Consider the following 18505-nt stretch of genomic DNA (forward strand, 5'->3'; position numbering starts at 1 on the left):
CTTAAACACCTGCCTTACTGAATGGATCTATGGATGCCGTTGAATTTGCATCTTGATGTTCTATCGGTCCTCGTTTAATTTCGCGAACCATCAAATAAACCATCACACCTGCAAGAATCGTGAATATCAGTGTGTACATAATGATGGAAAATAAAACGGTCCCTGCAGAAACATTTGGTGATACAGCGTCAGCTGTCGTCATCAATCCAAATACTGTCCATGGCTGACGACCCACTTCGGTCATGATCCATCCGAAAGTGTTTGCCAAAAACGGAAACGAGATAGCCGGAACAAGGATTTTCAAGAACCTACTGCTTTGCAGAAGGCGTCCCTTTTTCCACAGATACAGACCAATCATTGATAATAATATCATCGCCGTGCCAAAGCCAACCATTAAACGGAAGCTCCAATACGTCGTTTTGACTGGAGGGATATAATTCGTACCTTCGCCAACGATTGGATCGTATTTTTTCGCATATTCAGCTTGGAGAGTTTTCATTCCTTTTAAACTGCCTTCAAATTTAGAATAAGATAAATAGCTTAATGCATAAGGAATATTTAGTTCAAACTTATTTTTTTGATTCTTTGTATCAATCCAAGCAAATACTGACCATGGTGCAGGATCAGGCGTATCTTCCCAAATGCCCTCTGCAGCTGCCATCTTCATCGGCTGTGTTTTCACAAGATATTGTGCTTGTGCATGTCCGCTGAAGGCAGTACCCAAACTGCCGACTAAACCAATAATTAAGGCGATATTCATGGATTTTTTGTAAAATTCAATATGTTTCTTTTTTAATAGATTATAGGCACTTACGCCAGCAACGAAGAACGCTCCGGTACACAATGCACCTGTGATGACATGCGGAAACTCCACCCACAATTGTCCATTCGTTATAAGCGCAAGAAAGTCAACCATTTCTGCCCTGCCATTTCTAATTTCATAACCAACAGGCACTTGCATGAAGGAGTTAGCTGTTAAAATCCAAAAACCGGAAAGCATAGACCCAATAGATACAAGCCAAATGCTTGCCAGGTGTACTTTTTTAGGCAAACGATCCCAGCCAAAAATCCAAAGGCCAATAAAGGTAGATTCCATAAAGAAGGCAAGCAATGCTTCAATGGCCAATGGCGCCCCGAAGACGTCACCGACAAATCTAGAATAATCCGACCAGTTCATCCCAAATTGGAATTCCTGAATAATTCCTGTTACAACCCCTACCGCAAAGTTAATCAGGAACAAATGCCCCCAGAATTTCGCCATTTTTTTATAAATTTCATTTTTCTTCACTACATATAATGTCTGCATCAAAGCGACAATAAATGCTAGGCCAATGGTAAGCGGCACAAAGAAGAAATGGTAGATGGTAGTCAAGGCAAATTGTATCCTTGCCAACATTACTGGATCCATCGTAGTTCCTCCTTTAAGTTAAGTATTTCCTCAGAATTGGCCTGAGGCGATGTCATGTTCATAATTTCACATAACTAACTATATGTTCAAAACTTCACATAACTAGCACTTACTCGATCGCATTCCTCCCTTAAGAATTCATTAGAGCATGATCTGAGGTGATATGATGTTCATAAATTCACAAAATTAAACATTATTAACATGAGTAACATAAAAACTGTACAAAAAACTGGCCACTTTCTGAAGTGACAAAAACAGCTCTATGAACGAGAAACTTACTAATACTATAACAAAGAAACGATCATAAATTCTTTGACAGTTTGACAAATGTGTTACAAAATTACGGCGAAATTCGTAAAATAAATAGATGATTGATAAGGGGCAAGTACATAATCACATTTGAAAGCGAAACATATAGTACTGGTACCAGAAGAAAAAAGGAGGAAATATTCTTATGGGGAAACATGATAAAGAAAATTACCATGATGATCAGGAAGAATTAAGAGAAAGTGTCTCTGTTAAACACGACAAAGATGGTCTTACCATTTATATCAATATTTATAACAACAATAATCTTGCAAACCAAGGCGGTAAAGCTGGTACTAAACAAGCAGCAGAAACCGGCGGACAGATCAATGGAAAAGGGCCGAACGCAAACCAGGGCGGACAGATTGCTAAAGAAGGTGGACAAAACGCAAACCAAGAAGGACAGATCGCGAAAAATGGCGGAGAGAATGATTTAGTCGAGAAAAATAAAACTAAAATAAACACGGATGAAGTTTAAGATGGAAAGGTCTTAGGGGATCGGGGCGACCACAACTATTGGAATGTCCAAGAGGAGGTCGTCCCCGTCTTTTTTCTTCTTTTTATATTTTTAACTGAAGATAATATGTATTGTTTATATTTTCTCTTTCCTCTACATTATCCACCATTGTACTTGTACTTACAGAACAACTACTCCAAAGATTACAACGAAAAACACTTCTCCTCCGTCACTCATTTTCCACCACTCATTTTAATTTCGCACACTTCAATCGAAATATTTAAGAATCACCCGCTTTCACCGGCGTTAGTCGGTAAGTGGGGGTAGTTCCATTTAAAATCTTCCCGATCTAAAAATCGAATATAAAAGCCAGCAAAACATTAAGGTAGCAACGCAAAAGCCAATCTCGATCGCCGGAATTTTCCACAATAATGTCGATTGTCTTCCCATCGACGAGCCGATAATAATGCCAACCATAATGATGCTGAAGGAAAGCAAAACAATGCTAAACGATAAACGGTTACTGATTTGGTCTAATTTTCTCAATAGAAAATCCAGGTCAGGGATGCCGATCTCCAGGCGTACTTTCCCTTGATTCATCAGTCTCGTTAATTCTTTTATATTTTTCGGCAAATCCACAAGCAGTTCCCCATAATCGGAAAAGCGTTTCCATGCCATTTCCGCTACGTTTTTCGGCCGCATCCGCTCCTTTAGCAGCTGGCGGCCAAACGGTTCGGCAAAGTCGATAATACTAAAGTCGGGATCCAATTTTTCCACGATCCCTTCCACCGTCAGCAGCGCCTTCCCTAACAACGTTAAATCGCTTGGGATGCGGATCGAGTGGCGGAATGCAACATGAAGCAAATCCTGAACTGCCTCGCCGAGACTGACTTTGCTCAACGGAATATGATAATATTTTTCTCTCAATTGCTCGATATCTTCACGCAACTGGCTTACATTTACCTCATCCGGCACCAAGCCCATATCTCCGATCGTTTTCATGACTCCATCGGTGCTTTGGCGCATCAAAGCGATAATTAAGGAAGATAAATGATATTTCATTTCTGGAGTGATTCTCCCTACCATGCCGAAATCAATGAACGCAATCACGTCTCCCGACAAAGCTAACACATTTCCCGGATGGGGATCTCCATGAAAAAAGCCTTCCATAAAAATTTGCTGAAACATTCCCTTCGCCAGCCGCTCCGCTAGAATTTTTAAGTTATAGCCGTGTTGTTTCAGCCGCTCCAGTTCCCCTAATTTGATGCCTTCTACATATTCCATCGTCAATACTTTTTTTGTTGAATAGTCCCAAAACACTTTTGGCACATAAATAGTTGGATCGCTTTGAAATTGTTTGGAAAATTTCTCGGCATTGCGCGCCTCTACGGTGTAATCGAGCTCTAGGCGAAGCGATTTTGATAGCTCGTCCAATATATCGCGTATCTGATATTGCACCGCCCACTCCAAGCGGCGTTCCGCGAGAGCGGTTAAATCTTGAAGAATTTCCAAATCTGTTTCTATAGTCGATGCGATATGCGGCCGCTGAATTTTCACCGCTACCCTTTCACCGGAATGAAGGACCGCCCGATGAACTTGCCCGATCGAGGCGGCGGCAAGCGGAGTTTCCTCAAAAGAACGAAAAATATGGTCCAGCTCTTCCCCCAGCTCCTCCTTGATAATGCGGCGAACATCGGCAAACGAAAAAGGCGGGACTTGATCTTGCAATTTTTCCAGTTCACGAATAATGTGTTCTGGAATTAAATCGGGGCGCGTGCTAGCCAGCTGACCTAATTTCACGAAGGTCGGGCCTAGTTCCTCGAGCACAAGGCGGATGCGCTCGCCAATCGTTTTTTCATCCTTCTTTTTGCCTACACGCAGCCGTTGCGGAAGGGAAAGAAACTGGGAAAAGCCGATTTCCTCAACCACCATTTCAAAGCCATGGCGGAGCAATGCAACAGCAATATCGCGATAACGGCTTATATGGCGCATTCTTTTTCCAATCAATCCGTCCAGCCCCCTTAATGGACATGGGCCCCCGTGGGACCCCTGTTCGATTACTAATCTTCTTTTTCTTCTAATTCTTCTAAGCGGCGGATTCGTTGTTCTAATTGTTGCAGTTCGTCCTTTGTCACCAAATCCAATTTATCGATCACTTGTTTGATCTGTTCGCGCACGATGCGTTGCAATTCTGCTTTTCTTTCGTCTGTTTGCTGCTTCCACTGTTCAATAATATCCTTCGATTCTTCAAGCGACAATTCTCCTTTTTTCACCAACTCATCAATTAATTTTTCCACTTGCTCCTTGCTCGCTAACGCTAATCCGAGTCCAAACGCCAGTCCTTTTTTAAGAATGCCCATAAGCTTGCAGCCTCCTTTAAGTTTTTACATCATGATATCACTTTCACAACGTTGTGTCGAGCGCTCCTATTCTCCGTGAAAGCGCCCCTCCCATTGACCAATAAAACATTTCCCCGCTTTTTATAGATTTCCTCCCAAGATGTCTTTTTTGTTAATTTTCCTTTTAGGCTGTCTTTTTATGAATCAAGCTTTGTCTTCTGTTTCAATAAGAAAAACGCACCTGTTTATATAAAAAAGCACCGACTTTTTTGCAAAGTCAGTGCCTCCATCAACAAATCCATCATCTCCAAGCTTTCCACTCACCACTGTCCGGGTCGATAGAAACAAGACGAAGCCAGCCGTTTTTCACTTTTCTGCGGAAATGAGGATCGTCTTCGAACAAACGCTCGATATTTTGCTGCGGTGCTTCGATAATGACGAGCAACCGAAGCGGAGAATGGAATATTTCTTCGTCAGACGCCATGACCGACTGCCACGGAAGCCCGGCGAGCAAATCACTTGCGTTTCCTTGCATGACGCCGATCCCAGCCGTGACCGTTTGCGTCGTTTTGTTTCCGCTTCCGTAATAATGCGGGGCGACAGTCGATGCGTAATATTGCAAATTAATCCATTGCGCCACTGTCGCCGGTCCGGCAATGATGTTGGCGAGCGCCTCGCCGGATGGATCTTTGCGCCAGTCATAGCTATGGAGAAATACTCTCCCTTCTAAATTACAATGCTTTGTTAACTCGCGGCGGCCAATGATCAACGTTGTGTTGCCGGCAAGCCCCCATTCCGGACGGATTTCGCTCCAGTCTTCCGCACGGCGATGTGCTTCGGCAAGCGGATCTTTCTTCTTGCCCTCTAAGCCCGGCAGCTTCGACAATCGCTCGTTATTCGCATTGCGGCTCACTTCTTCTAGCTTGCCTTGCAGCATATCAAACGCTTTTTGAGCCGCTTCCGAAAGCGTTGGCACATAAAGCCAGCAAAGTTCATCGACCGTTGTCATATGCTCGGCAGCAACAAAAACAGTGTCTTCTGGAATAACGATACCTTCCTTTGCAAGACCTTCCCGCACCTCTTTCAGGTTACATAGCGCGGCAAACACACGAGCGTTGAATCCTCCGGCTGCCCCGCCGCACGCACCGCAATCAAGCGAAGAGGCGTAAGGATTGTTCGTTGTTGTGCTTTCATGGCCACAGACAACAACAAGTGGCGCAAATCGACTCGTAAGCCCCATTCCTTTGAATAGTTGATATACGTATCGTACTTTTTCCTCGGTAGAAAAACCTACTGGAAGATCCGTTATGTCTGTTGTTTCTAAAGAAGATTCCTGATTGAGCGAAAGTTCTGTTTCCGGCTTTTGCGCCCAATTGTCTTGAAGCTGGCGAAATACGCGTCCCGCTCCGCTTGGCGCTATACTTCGGGCAAGCGTATGCAAACCGAGCCACGGTCCGCTTGCCTCCGGAAGCAACAAACTAGCAAGCAAATGCTGCTTCATTTTCTTAAACGTGTGGCTGACCGAAAGCAGCGCGTTCCGCCGCCCGCGATATTTTTTTACATTCTCTGCCGATGTAAATTCTTGAACTTCATGCCGCGGCTCTACAATCACCGGGCAAGAAGCGTGTGCATGGCTGCTGTCTAGTTCGCGCGTTTTGATGGGAAGACCGAAAAAACCAGCGCACCCGTATGTTTCAAATGGTCCTGCCTGCTCTAAATGACGACGGAAAGGCTCAGAACGAATATCCATACAAAAGATAAGCTGCGCGGCTGCTTGTTTTGGCTCATTTTTTTGGGAATGGGATGCAATCATCTCCTTTAGTTGCGCCTCTTGCGTGTCTTCCCATGCTTCCAGCCAAAGCTTGCCGCGAACGATTTTGTCGAAACGATAAGCAAATGATAAACGTGCTTTCTGCTCAGCCTGTGGCAATTGCAGCCACTCTTTTGGCGTCAACCCTCCCCAATGCATCCATGCGGCTAGAAGCGGAAGGAGAAACGTTTCGTCGTCATCTTTTTGTTTCGCAAATGGCAAATACGGAGCGATCAATGCCCACTCAAGCGAAAGACGAATTGCTAAATAATCAATAAGCAGCAAATGCGCTTGGCCGGACTGCTTCGAACGCCACAGCAGCATTCCTGCCCAACCAGGCAAGGAAAGAAGATGCGCTTCCAAGTAGTCTTTCATCGCGCCATGCGGTATGCCGAGCAACATCAACGCTTGTCGCAATGCTTCTTCGGCATCATGCGGCAAATTTTGCATTCTCTCGCGCTGCTGTTCGTGTAATGATGGATCGTTGATCACAAGCTTCCGCCATGCGTAATAAAATCCTTTTTCTCGATATGGCATTGTCCATGAAGCTTGCGATTCATCTAAAAATAATTTGCACCATTTGATCATTTGATGGTCAAGCATATGCGCCCATTTCTCTTCTCCTTGCTCTTCAAGGAGAAGGCTTAACGGTCGGATTAGTAAATTGAAGTCGTATCGTAATCGCATGTCTTTCATTTTCGCTGCCAAACTTTTTAATGATGAAGACATTAACAGTTCGTTAGGAATTTCTTCGTGTAAAAGCGCAGCGCGGCAAAAACGTTCCGCTTCCTCACGCGGCATCGTCAGCGGCTGCTCATCAAGCCAGCGCTGAAGACGCATTTCCAAAAACTTCGGATTCAGTTCCCCTTTCCGTTGAGCCTCGCGAAACATGGACATGCTTGGGTAAAGGTCAATATCTCTCAATAATTTTAAGCGATGCGCGACTTGCTCAAACGAAAGATGTTCTAGCCCCATCCACGGATGACGCGCGACAAACGTGGCAATCGGCCAAAGAGGGGCAATTGCCTTGCTGGCGTTTTTGACAAGCGCGTTTACATTTATATCTGTTGCGACATTTTTTCTCCGTCGCTCATGCACATTAGGACGTTCGAGTGATACGGTTGTCGTATTCATTCACTAAATCCTCTCCTTTTTTAAATAATCTGCAAGATAATGCGGATGGCTTTCCACCGACTCGGAACGCGGTTCGCCAATATGGACAAGCCACATATACAATCGCGCAAATGAATCTGATGAACGATGTGCGGAAAACCATATGCTCGCCAATCCGCCAGCGGTTAAGATAAAGAAAGCTGCCATTTCTGTGATGATAGATGTCCCAAATAACGGCACCGACGTATGCAATAGCTTCATGAAACTAACGTGCACCGCCCCAGATGCTAAGGCTAATCCTACCAATACGATTAATCCGATCGTTCGTCCATTTTCGAAAACAGCGATCCCCCTCCAGACAAACGCAAGCGACCATCCAAGAATAAGAGCGCTTAACAATTTTGCGTTTTCTTCTGGTGACGTAATCCAAAACATTGCTCCCACGGCAAGACCAACCGCCGCTCCAGCAAATAGCTGTGTTTTGGACAAGTTTCGTGATCGGTGGATGTTTTTATTCGGATTCGGCACGACCGAACCAGATTGTAAAAACAACGTCGCTTTAAACAAACCGTGCAACACTAAATGAATGACTGCCGCGGCATAAGCGCCTAACGCGCATTGAATGAGCATCAATCCCATTTGCGCCATCGTAGAGGCAACTAATTGCCGCTTATAGTCGACTTGAACAAAACTAATTCCTGTACCGATAAGCACCGAAATGGAGGCGAGAACCAGCAGCAACATTTGCGATATATCACCGCTAAACAATGGAGAAAACCTTGTCAACAAAAGACCGCCCGCATTGATCAAACCAGCATGCATTACTGCTGAAATCGGGGTTGGTGTAACCGCCGACTCTAACAGCCAGCGCTGAAATGGCCATTGCCCGGCTGGAATGATCGCTGCCAATATAAGCAGCACATTCACCCCTGTTTTTTCCCACCATTCGAGATGGCGGATGCTTTCTAAGGACAAGACGAGCGACAGCTGCCAATGTCCGGTTGCACTCCATAACCACAAACCAGCAGCAAACAAGGCAAGCCAGCTTAGTGAAAATACCATAGCCATGCTCGCTGCCGCTGTTCGTGCCGGACGCCATTCCTTTTTTAACCGTGTCAGCTGCACAAGCCCCAATAGCGGCAAGCACCAAAAGAGAATAAGCAAACGGATATCATTGTTCAGCCAAGTCAGCGCCGCAGCACTGACCGTAAAAGTAAGCAGGAAAAAATACTTCCGATACGCACGATCGCCATACAAATAACGGAGGCAAAAACGCGCTATCATCCATCCGAGCGTCAAAATAAACAGCGCCATAAACCAGGCGAGAATATCAGAACGCCATAATCCGGCCGCGGCATGATGATCAGCGAAAATCAGCCCCGCTAACGCCGCAGCAATCGGCAACACCATCACGCCCACATGCACCTGCACATAATATAGCGGCATGCGCCGATCTAGAAGCAATAAAGAACTGATGAGAGCCATTCCAACCGTTGCGAATAACAAGATGAACCAAACCAACCGAATCCCCCTCTCTCTTTTCCGCAACAAAAAAACCGGCTATGTCGTCCTCTATCCACCGTGTTTTCCCTTTTCCATCAAAAGGGTACACGAATGGCGTCGAGTGCACATAGCCGGTTTATCTTCAACGAGCCTATGAAGGCTTTTTGAAGATCTACCAAATGCACGTATTCAGTTCTTCGGCTTACTTTCAACCACTCCGCTCTAAACGGACTGTTTGAAAGTCTACCGAATGCGGAACATTCAGAGTTTATTATATGTTATTTAATCTATACGGAAACGTATAGTTTGTCAATACCTATGTTTGTTCAACCTTTTTTACATCAAAACAAAAGCGGATGCCATCGCCGCTAATTCATCGAAAAAGCTCTTCAAGCAGCCGTTCGCTGAGCGCAACCTGCTGCATCAAAGCATCTTTCCGTATAGTGAATGAAAAGAAGTGGAATAGTATCATTGACATTTGATGGAAGGAGGTCAAACGAAATGCCAAAGGAAGAAATCCGTTACGGCGAAGATTATAAATTTATCCCCGCCACGTCGGTCGCGAGCGGAGTGAGCGTGGAAGTGCTGCCGGATTTATATTGCCATACGATTCAAATCGTCAATATCTGCCTTGTAGGTAGTCCTGACAAAAAAGAGTTTGTCCTTATGGATGCCGGAATGCCAAAAACAGCGGACGATATCATCGCTGTCACCGAAAAGCGGTTTGGCGCCAACAGCCGTCCGCAGGCGATCATCTTAACGCACGGCCACTTTGATCACGTCGGGGCGATTATTGAACTGGTGAAACATTGGAACGTTCCTGTTTATGCTCATGAAGCGGAGATGCCTTATTTAACCGGAAAAGCGCGCTATCCGGAGCCAGACCCGTCGGTGGAAGGCGGAATGGTGGCGAAAATGTCAGCGTTTTTCCCAAATGAACCGATCGATTTAGGCAGTCATGTTCAACCGCTGCCTGGCGATGGCACGGTGCCGCACTTGCCGGATTTCCGCTGGATTCATACGCCTGGCCATGTATCACTGTTTCGCGACAGAGACCGTACGCTAATTGCTGGAGATGCGTTTGTCACCGTCCGCCAAGATTCCTTGTATAAAGTGCTCACACAAGAAATGGAAATCAGCGGGCCGCCGCGCTACTATACGACCGACTGGAACGCCGCCCGCGAATCAGTAAGAAAGCTGGCGGCATTGCAGCCAGAAACGGCTATTACAGGACATGGAGCGCCAGTATCAGGTGAAAAACTGCGGGAAGGATTAGCGAAGCTAGCGCGCGAGTTTGACCAAATCGCCATGCCGGATTATGGAAAATATGTTCAATAACGAATTCGCCTTCCGCAAACAGCCGGGAGGCGCCACTTTTACTGGTGATACGCGTAATTGAATAGCACATAGACCGCAACAAGCAATCGTTCCCATTCTTCATAGCTTTCGTTCACCCGAAACGTATAACGCCAGCGCAACAACCGCGACCGTTTCCCTTCGGCGATCATTTTTCCATCTAACCAGACTTCCGTGCGGGAAACCATTTCCAGCGACTGAAAAAACAGCGCTTTTCCTTGTATCTCTACGATCATGCGCTCGCGCAGCTTCACCTTATTTTTCCATGAATAATCCGTACGCGCCACTGCGACAACCGCTCCATTTTGCACGATATGCCACGTATCATTCACACGAAACAGTTTTTCCCTCTGCTCTATGATTTGTACCGAAGTTCCGTCCGCAAATGCAAAAGACAAATTTAAATACCACTGATTTTGGTCGGACAAGATACTATTGATAATGCGTTGCCATGGAAGCGGAAAGAAGCGCCAAAACTCCCCCATCTTTTTCGTTCCCTTAAACAAGTGCTTTTTTCCAGTCCAAAATCGTTCCGCCATATGCGTATGCCAAACATCTTCGTCTTCCGCCGCTTCATAACGTGCATCACGCCAAGCCTGCCAGCGTTCGATTCCCCAAATCAACAGCACCCCGGCTAGAAATCCCGAGACAATAAGCAGCTGTCCCCATTCAAATTTTCCTAAAACCAAAAAACGCAATGCCATCCCAATCGATGCAACAACGAAAAATAACCACAATCTCCCCAAAATTTCTCTCTCCTCTCCAAATAGCAGTAGACGAAAGAGAAGTGGAAAAAGTTTCATTCGCACAGCAACGCTCCATTTTCCTATCGTCCTTACAACCGCTGAAATTCCGGCGTTTCCATCAGGCGCGCGAAAAACCGTTGTTTCGCTTCCCGGTACGCTTCCATACTTTTTCCTTCGTATGCCTTTTTCAATTCGTCATATTCCGCTCTGTATGTGTCATTCGCCAACAACACTTCACGGAATTTCCAAAAGATGTCTAATTCAGAACCGATAACGGTTAGTTGGACACCTAATGGCGGATCGGTCGTATCATCTTGAAATGCGCGGAAATAGTCCGTTTGCACGCTTCCCTCATTGATTGCATATAAAGCGGACAGTTTCTCTACAGCAACAGTAAATATTTCCGCAGGAACCCGCACTTGAATATCAAGATCCCCTTTGGTGAGGCTATTGGGAATCGCCGTGCTTCCAACGTGCTGAATATCCGCTTCCGGCAACAGACGCAAAATTTTTTCCTTCTGTTCCAAAAATGTTTTTTCTGCTTGTTCGTGAAAATGGCTTTGCTCTAAAAAATGAACAAGTTCCATTTTGTTTCCTCCTAATTACAACAATTTGGCCATGTAATATTCATCAACATATTTTCCGTTTATCAACAGAGAATGCCGTTTGATCCCTTCTTGTTCAAACCCCATTTTGCGATATAACGATACCGCGCGTTGATTGTTGACGACTACCGTTAATTCCAACCGATGAATGCCTTTCGTGCGAGCCCAACGCTCCAATTTAGCAAACAGCATCGTACCGATTCCTTTTCCTCTATACGAAGCCAGCACGCCAATGACGATATATACCGTATGCTTATTTCGTCTCGCGCTCCCTCCTCTTGCCACTAGATACCCAACTAGCTTTCCGTCCGCCTCTGCCACCAGTATCGTGGAGTTTTCCTCATTCTGCATCGCTTCGATTTGGCTTCGCTGCAGCTCTGGAGTGAGCGTTCGTTCCCCTGCCTCAAACAGCAAAAAATCCGATTCTTTTTCTACTTGCAAGATAAGATGCGCCAATTCTTCCGCATCGTCTACCGTTACATGCCTTACGTTCATCTTATCTATCCTCCTCCAAATATTCCCGCGCCAAGTCAAAATTTCGATATCGCGCCATAGCGGTTTTCAGTTTTTTCAACCCTGCTTTTTGATAAAACTCCTCTTTTCCGGTAGTGGCAATTAAATGCACGCAAGAGACGTGCTTAAGCTGCTCAAGCAAATCCTCGATAATCGTTTTTCCGATGCCATGACCTTGGAAATCACGATGAACGACGACATCGTAAATCGCCGCATTAAACACCCCATCGGAAAGCGCACGGCCAAACCCAACGATGCGTCCGTTATAGACCGCAATCGCAATCACGTTGCTTGCTTCAAACACCTGTTGAATGATTTCCTTGGAATGTTTCGTCCATCCAACGGATTCGTACACATCTTTCATCTCTTGCCAATTCGCCTTGGATAAATCTCTATAGACGTGAATGTTCACCTCGATCCCCCTTACTGTCTCGAATTCGTTTCTTTCTCAAGCAAATTTCGATTCGGTCTAGCTTTTTGCCCGATACGCTGCAATGATCGATTGCGGACAATACAGAAATATCAAATTAAAACAGTTCAAAAACAATTATAAATACATTCCCATCACACAATCCACAAAAATCCATTTTTATCTAATAAATCCATAAAACTTGTCACTGGTGACACGTCACAACTCACGAAAGTTTTTAAATGTCATTTCCTCCTAACCTCCCCTCTTACTCTCTTGTACGTATCTCTATGAACAACCTTTAAAGCCAGCAAATCATTCTATACCAGTTCCTCATTTTTTCATTTGATCTGTGTCAACTTCCTTTTTTGTTGCTTATTCAACATATCACTTCACCAAAAAGGCATCCAAAAATGGATACCCTAGAATTATCCATTGTTCACTCTTCATGAACGATTTCTCCTACTTATACATATATTGTCATTGAAAGGAGGAAGAAGCATGGATAAATTCGTGTTCTTGTTCTTAGCTTGCATTCTTGCTGGCTTTGCACTAATTAACCTTCCTTTAGCCGGTTCACCTTTAGCTAGTATACAACCAATAACATCCTTAATTGGGATTGTAGCTGTTCTTGTTTTTTCATTAATACTCATATTTAAAGGAATAATGGCCCTAGCAGGTAAATAAATTTTATGGACTCAGGCTCTTGCCTGAGTCTATTTTTCTAACATTCACCTAGCACTAAGAAGTTCTTAAAAGAAAAAACGCCTCCCCCATCGAAATGACATCTTTCTTCAACAAAACATCCATGATACCATCATAACACGTCTAAATAGAAATATTCTGTCACTTTCCCTTCATTTTGTGGCATAACATGCGTTAGAGAAAATAAAAAGCTTAGATCTAATTCAGTTTTTGGATTTTTATTTAATGGAATAAAAGCCTCCTTGTTTATCAAGGAGGTTTTCTTGTTTTATAGAGTTCTAGTGAGTGCAGACATAATACCTGCTATTTCAAACGTTTGTTTACCGTTGATAATGGGGGATTGTTCGTTTCTATTTTGAATTTTTTTCATACTATAAACCAAAGCTACAGCAACTATTTCATAACGAAACATAACCAATTATAGTCTGTAGCCGAGTTCCTTTAATCCATAAAAAGAAGGTGGTGAGGAAGTGGCAGCCTTTTTAATGTTTTTCCGTGAAGCTTTTGAAGCTTCGATGCTATGTTCGATTTTGGCTACCTATCTCATTCTAATCGGACAGCGTGATCGTATCCGGGATATTTGGACAGGCGTATTTGCAGCCATCGTTGCATCACTCATCGCTGGTGTTGCAATTTACTCGACGGTTCATAATTACGAAGGCACCCCTCTGGAATTGCAAATTGAAGGTATATCCTATTTTCTTGCGTTTGGTATGCTAACGTACATGGCAGCCTCGATGAAAAAGAACGGAAATCTAGAAGAAGAACTCGAATCAAGGATAGATTCAGCAATCAAAACAGGATCTAAATTTGCTATTGTAGGTTTTACCTTTTTGGCAGTGTTCCGAGAAGGGCTTGAGATGGTCGTGTTTATGATTCCGTTAACGTCAATAACCAATCCGGTCCTAAATATAGTACTCGGTGTATTAGGGATTATATTAGGAAGTGTAACTGGATATTTAATCTATGTACTTGGGAAAAAGATCAATGTAGAATGCTTTTTCAATCTCTCCACTTTTTTGCTTGTCATATTTGCTGCGGGATTTTTAGTAAGCGGAATCGGGGAATTTCAGCAACTCGGTTGGCTGCCATTCGGCAATGAAACCTTATGGGATACAAGTTCAATCTTGAGCAGTGAAAGTACAGTGGGGAACCTGTTGCACGCATTAGTAGGCTACACCGATAAGCCAACAAGTTTGCAAGTGATCAGTTATGTTGTTTATTTAGTCTTAATTGGAATTTCGTCAGTAGTTCGGAAACGGACATAACAAGCAACTTGGCCGTTTGATTACACTTTATGTTCCCAGCTAATTTATCAATATCGGAGTCAGACGATAAGAGAAATGGAAAAAGCCGATTTTTCCTCAACGAAGGGAAAATCGGCTTGTATTATTATCTTTTCGCCTCTAAATGCCTATTAATAACTTCTGGTTAATGAAATGAATTATTTTTTAGCACTACCTATACTTTTTATTCCACAAACTACACCGGCGGCTCTTCTTTGTACACTTCAATTCTCATAAAACACCTTCTCACGAATACGATAAAACTTTGATTCACTGATCTCATTTCGTTATAGGCTTCATAATCGTATGGTTCATTAATTGATCAATTAAATCTCTCTTGATAAATTTTTTAATATAATTATAATAATCTAAAAGGCTTGGTATGAACAATGTTTCAACTAAACCGCCCTTTCATTGAATAAGAAAATCAACGACACTCTTTAATAATCGAGCATTTAAAATAAAAAACGCCACCCCAACCGGAGCGACATTCTGTTTCAACATTTCCACGATACCATCATAACACGTCTAAATAAAAATATTCTGTCATTTTTTCATTTGTTCATTAAATTTATTTCCTCAATTTGTGCTTTCAGCTCTTTTATATATTCATTGTTCTCGTTCACATAATTTTCCAACATCTTCCCAAGGTATTGAAGCCCATTTGCAGCATCACTAAAAAACCCGTCTCTAACAAGCTCGTATAAACTATAAAACTTTCGCATTTTGTTGTCGAATAAATATACTTTCTCTGGATGATTCTTCTGGATATTAAACACAATAACTTCATTTTCTTTCCGATCATATCCTAATATAGGACCGAGTGGAGAACGAACTTTTATGGTTGGATGTGTAAAAACAAGCCCTTTTTTAAAATACCAACTATAAATAGGCTTTAATTTTTCTAGCATGCTTTTAAGTAATCCTAGTTGTTCGTCTAGTAAATCTTCAATTTCTCTACTAGTAGTTTCATGCTCTTTATATTGTTGTTCCAATTTTTGTAACAAGCCTTCTACGTCGATATTTAAATCCATATATCACACCCCCTTTATGATGAGTTCATCAGAAAAGATCTTGATCCGGATGATCATTTTCATGAACATCCAATAGGTAAATGAACACGGAAATCGTTTCTCTCGCCATACAATATATTAATGAAAATTTATTACAGTTTGTTTGTTTAATCACCCATGCTTTTTTATCTTTTTTAAGATTTTAATGCTCATAAAATAATTTGAACGCTATTTTGTTTCTTTATTTATCTACTCGTCTATTCATAGGGTTGTATCTAAATATAACGGGTAAGAAAATGGACGAGCATGACGGCATATCTTTTACATAACACTAAAGAAGGAGGGTATGAGATAATGACATCAATTGAACTTTTCGCATGGATATTATCAGCAATCTTAGGGATTAGCTTTATTATTTCTTTAGCAGCAGTAGCAAAAAAACCAAGGTACATTGCTGAAACGGAACATAAAAGGATTCATCCCACCGAAAAGGAAAGATAACCATAATAACGAAATATAACGCTATACACGAACCACTTTTCCTTCTCACCAATGTAACTTAATTACTCTTATGTTTCTAACTTCAGAATGGAACCATCCAAGAAAGCGAGCAGCGCCATTCCAAAACTTCAAAAAGAACTGCCGCCTTCGGTTTTACGAAAATTTATTTAAAGCTTCTTTTTGAAACTTTGTTCATTCCACTTGCCCACTCAAAGCTCTGGCGATTTGCGCCAGCATAAACGCATCACAGACGTTATCGCTCGCCACTGTGCTCAAATCCCCAGAGAACCATTTATCTTTTTTGCATTACCTTTACCGGTTGTAAATTTTTTTACCGAAGACGTTGAAACCTCGTGGCAGCTAAATTAAATCCTGCCTGAAGAAGCTTAGATCGGAGTATCCAATCAGTTTCGTACTGAACACTGACGGCAGATCCCTTTGAATCGTAAAAAACCCTCGATGAAAAAACATCTTTTTCAGCATGTATTCCTAACTCTTTGAGCAATATCCGTGAATCTGTGTAGGGCCCGGCCCTTTTCTCTATCCGATTATTTCCTGCCAATATAGTTGCGTACACCACTTTTTCGCCGTATCATTTTATATAAATTCATACATAGAAGGGGGGCTCGCCATTGACAAAACAACTGCCGCCAGGCCAATTTGAAACGGAAAAATGGCCGATTCTCCATGATGGGGATGTTTATCAATTTGATGAATCAACATGGGAATTCCGCTTATTTGGGGATGTAAAAGAAGAAGTCTCTCTTTCCTATCAGCAAGTAATGGAACTGCCAAAAACAATCTCGACGATCGATATGCATTGTGTGACGACATGGTCGAAGTTTGATACGACATTTGAAGGGATTGCCTTTCGCGAGTTTTTGCGCTTTGTTGAACTGGCCCCAGATGTGAAATACGTGAAAATTTATGGCTACTTAAAAGGAGACCGCTTCGGCTATTCGGCGAACTTGCCGCTCGAGGCGCTGATGGGCGATGACGCGCTATTTGTGTACCGCTGGAAAGACAAACGTCATGACTGGCAGAATATTTCCCCAAAACATGGCTATCCGCTCCGCTTTATTCCACCTGCATCGTTTTATTTATGGAAAGGAACGAAATGGGTATCTGGAATCCAGTTCATGAAAAAAGACGAGCCGGGATATTGGGAACAACGCGGCTTCTCGATGACCGCCAATCCGTTTAAGGAAGAGCGCTTTGCCGATCCAAACGATATGTAAAACTTTTTTGGAAAGTTCATTGTATTCACCCCTAAAAAACGAGAGCTTCTTTTTTAGAGTTCCTCTCAGCTTGCCGACAAAGTCGACAAGCTGAGAAAGAGTCTTTTCTAAGACAATCTCTTTTTATTTTTTGCACTCTTCATACACGGAAGAAACGGGCACACAATGATTTTCTTTTACTGCCATGTTGCCCATTCTCAACATTTACATTGTCCTTTTTATACACTCTATCCAGTTTTTCATTATTGTCTTGGCATCATTCGAGGTTTTTACTTTTTTTGCATTTAGCACATATTTTCATTAGAAAACCTATTTAATGTGTATATGGCTGTTTAAAGGTGGTTCTTGCATTCCTTTGGTTGAAAATTCAGGTAATTGGGATAAGAAGTCGAAAAATTCTAATTTTTCCCTTTCTTGATATTTGCGAATATTAAGAATCAGAAAAAAATAACTTTAGCATGGTTATTTAATAAGAGGCTGCCTCAAGAGGTCGATTCAACGGCCTTTTGAGGCAGCCTCGCTGCATATATGCACTATGCATGATTCGTTGCCGCTTGTTTTTGCATCCACTGGTGCAAACGGACAAACAATAGCATAAATACAATCGTGATCATCGTGCCTTTTACCGCGTTAAACGGCAAGATAGCCGAAACAACCAATGCTCTTGTTTCCGGTGCGCTCATCGCCGGTGCGCCTAGAAAGATCGTATACGCCGGCAGAAACACATAATAATTTAATACACTCATCATCACCGCCATGACAACTGTACCAATGACTAAACCAGCCAGCATTCCTTTTTTTGATTTTGTTTTATGATATACGTAATATGTCGGCAAAATAAACGTAATCCCGGCCATAAAGTTGGCGATATGCCCGACCGGAACGCCGGTAGGACTGCCGACCATGAAATAATTCAACACATTTTTCAGCAATTCAACGGACACTCCCGCCAGCGGCCCGTACAGAATCGCGGCGATCAATGCAGGAACGTCGCTGAAATCCACCAATAGAAAGTTTGGAAATGGCGGAAGCGGAAAGTTTAACAGCATCAGCAAATACGAGATGGCACTAAACACTCCAATTAAGACAAGCGCGCGGATATTCATTTTTCTCATGTCGATTCTCCTCTCCTTCTCGTGATCCATCCTCACAAGAAGAAGGCTGCCAACTTTGAGCGTCAAATAAAAAACCCTTAAG

General features: G+C 43.0%; 17 protein-coding genes. 6 read left to right on the forward strand and 11 right to left on the reverse strand.

What is annotated here, in order from left to right; all coding sequences use genetic code 11:
* Position 1 precedes the first annotated feature (1 nt).
* Positions 2-1408, reverse strand: a complete 1407-nt coding sequence (locus tag QSJ37_RS02855; protein WP_285753564.1) for a cytochrome ubiquinol oxidase subunit I — start codon at positions 1406-1408, stop codon at positions 2-4.
* A 454-nt stretch (positions 1409-1862) separates the two neighbouring features.
* Here QSJ37_RS02855 and QSJ37_RS02860 point away from each other — a divergent pair, with 454 nt between their 5' ends.
* Positions 1863-2192 (forward strand): hypothetical protein, encoded by a 330-nt coding sequence (locus tag QSJ37_RS02860; RefSeq protein ID WP_285753565.1) that lies wholly within the window; start codon positions 1863-1865, stop codon positions 2190-2192.
* A 312-nt stretch (positions 2193-2504) separates the two neighbouring features.
* Here QSJ37_RS02860 and QSJ37_RS02865 read toward each other — a convergent pair whose 3' ends face one another.
* The 4 genes from QSJ37_RS02865 to QSJ37_RS02880 all read right to left on the reverse strand — a co-directional run bounded on the left by QSJ37_RS02865 (position 2505) and on the right by QSJ37_RS02880 (position 8918).
* Positions 2505-4178, reverse strand: coding sequence for an ABC1 kinase family protein (locus QSJ37_RS02865; protein ID WP_285753567.1), 1674 nt, complete (start codon positions 4176-4178; stop codon positions 2505-2507).
* Between the two features lie 53 nt (positions 4179-4231).
* Positions 4232-4531 (reverse strand): phasin family protein, encoded by a 300-nt coding sequence (locus QSJ37_RS02870; RefSeq protein WP_285753569.1) that lies wholly within the window; start codon positions 4529-4531, stop codon positions 4232-4234.
* A 280-nt stretch (positions 4532-4811) separates the two neighbouring features.
* On the reverse strand, positions 4812-7454 hold the full coding sequence (locus QSJ37_RS02875; RefSeq protein WP_285753572.1) for a DUF2309 domain-containing protein: 2643 nt from the start codon (positions 7452-7454) through the stop codon (positions 4812-4814).
* A 3-nt stretch (positions 7455-7457) separates the two neighbouring features.
* On the reverse strand, positions 7458-8918 hold the full coding sequence (locus QSJ37_RS02880) for an NADH dehydrogenase subunit 5 (protein WP_285754738.1): 1461 nt from the start codon (positions 8916-8918) through the stop codon (positions 7458-7460).
* A gap of 519 nt (positions 8919-9437) precedes the next feature.
* Between QSJ37_RS02880 and QSJ37_RS02885 the strand changes: the two genes are divergently transcribed.
* On the forward strand, positions 9438-10274 hold the full coding sequence (locus QSJ37_RS02885) for an MBL fold metallo-hydrolase (protein WP_285753574.1): 837 nt from the start codon (positions 9438-9440) through the stop codon (positions 10272-10274).
* Positions 10275-10312: 38 nt separating this feature from the next.
* On the opposite strand, the gene QSJ37_RS02890 is transcribed toward QSJ37_RS02885, so the two are convergent.
* The 4 genes from QSJ37_RS02890 to QSJ37_RS02905 all read right to left on the reverse strand — a co-directional run bounded on the left by QSJ37_RS02890 (position 10313) and on the right by QSJ37_RS02905 (position 12520).
* Positions 10313-11038 (reverse strand): tubby C-terminal domain-like protein, encoded by a 726-nt coding sequence (locus tag QSJ37_RS02890; protein ID WP_285753576.1) that lies wholly within the window; start codon positions 11036-11038, stop codon positions 10313-10315.
* An 89-nt stretch (positions 11039-11127) separates the two neighbouring features.
* Entirely contained in the window at positions 11128-11625 is a 498-nt protein-coding gene (locus QSJ37_RS02895; protein ID WP_015863852.1) for a GrpB family protein, read from the reverse strand.
* A 15-nt stretch (positions 11626-11640) separates the two neighbouring features.
* Positions 11641-12138, reverse strand: a complete 498-nt coding sequence (locus QSJ37_RS02900) for a GNAT family N-acetyltransferase (RefSeq protein WP_285753582.1) — start codon at positions 12136-12138, stop codon at positions 11641-11643.
* Position 12139: 1 nt separating this feature from the next.
* On the reverse strand, positions 12140-12520 hold the full coding sequence (locus QSJ37_RS02905; protein WP_483313587.1) for a GNAT family N-acetyltransferase: 381 nt from the start codon (positions 12518-12520) through the stop codon (positions 12140-12142).
* Between the two features lie 546 nt (positions 12521-13066).
* Between QSJ37_RS02905 and QSJ37_RS02910 the strand changes: the two genes are divergently transcribed.
* On the forward strand, positions 13067-13252 hold the full coding sequence (locus QSJ37_RS02910) for a hypothetical protein (protein ID WP_285753586.1): 186 nt from the start codon (positions 13067-13069) through the stop codon (positions 13250-13252).
* A gap of 488 nt (positions 13253-13740) precedes the next feature.
* On the forward strand, positions 13741-14538 hold the full coding sequence (locus tag QSJ37_RS02915) for an FTR1 family iron permease (protein ID WP_285753587.1): 798 nt from the start codon (positions 13741-13743) through the stop codon (positions 14536-14538).
* Positions 14539-15110: 572 nt separating this feature from the next.
* Here the strand turns inward: QSJ37_RS02915 and QSJ37_RS02920 are convergent.
* Entirely contained in the window at positions 15111-15590 is a 480-nt protein-coding gene (locus QSJ37_RS02920) for a hypothetical protein (protein ID WP_285753589.1), read from the reverse strand.
* 333 nt (positions 15591-15923) lie between these two features.
* Between QSJ37_RS02920 and QSJ37_RS02925 the strand changes: the two genes are divergently transcribed.
* Together QSJ37_RS02925 and QSJ37_RS02930 are read left to right on the forward strand one after the other, a co-directional pair.
* Positions 15924-16070, forward strand: coding sequence for a hypothetical protein (locus tag QSJ37_RS02925; RefSeq protein WP_167317829.1), 147 nt, complete (start codon positions 15924-15926; stop codon positions 16068-16070).
* Between the two features lie 632 nt (positions 16071-16702).
* Positions 16703-17308 carry a sulfite oxidase-like oxidoreductase gene (locus QSJ37_RS02930; RefSeq protein WP_205423762.1) on the forward strand — a complete coding sequence of 202 codons (606 nt, stop codon included), beginning with the start codon at positions 16703-16705 and terminating at the stop codon, positions 17306-17308.
* 533 nt (positions 17309-17841) lie between these two features.
* Here the strand turns inward: QSJ37_RS02930 and QSJ37_RS02935 are convergent.
* Positions 17842-18423: an ECF transporter S component gene (locus QSJ37_RS02935; RefSeq protein ID WP_205423763.1), complete on the reverse strand. Its 582-nt coding sequence runs from the start codon at positions 18421-18423 to the stop codon at positions 17842-17844.
* Between the last annotated feature and the right edge of the window lie 82 nt (positions 18424-18505).

Source organism: Parageobacillus sp. G301, assembly GCF_030268025.1.
In the GTDB taxonomy this organism is placed as follows: domain Bacteria; phylum Bacillota; class Bacilli; order Bacillales; family Anoxybacillaceae; genus Parageobacillus_B; species Parageobacillus_B toebii.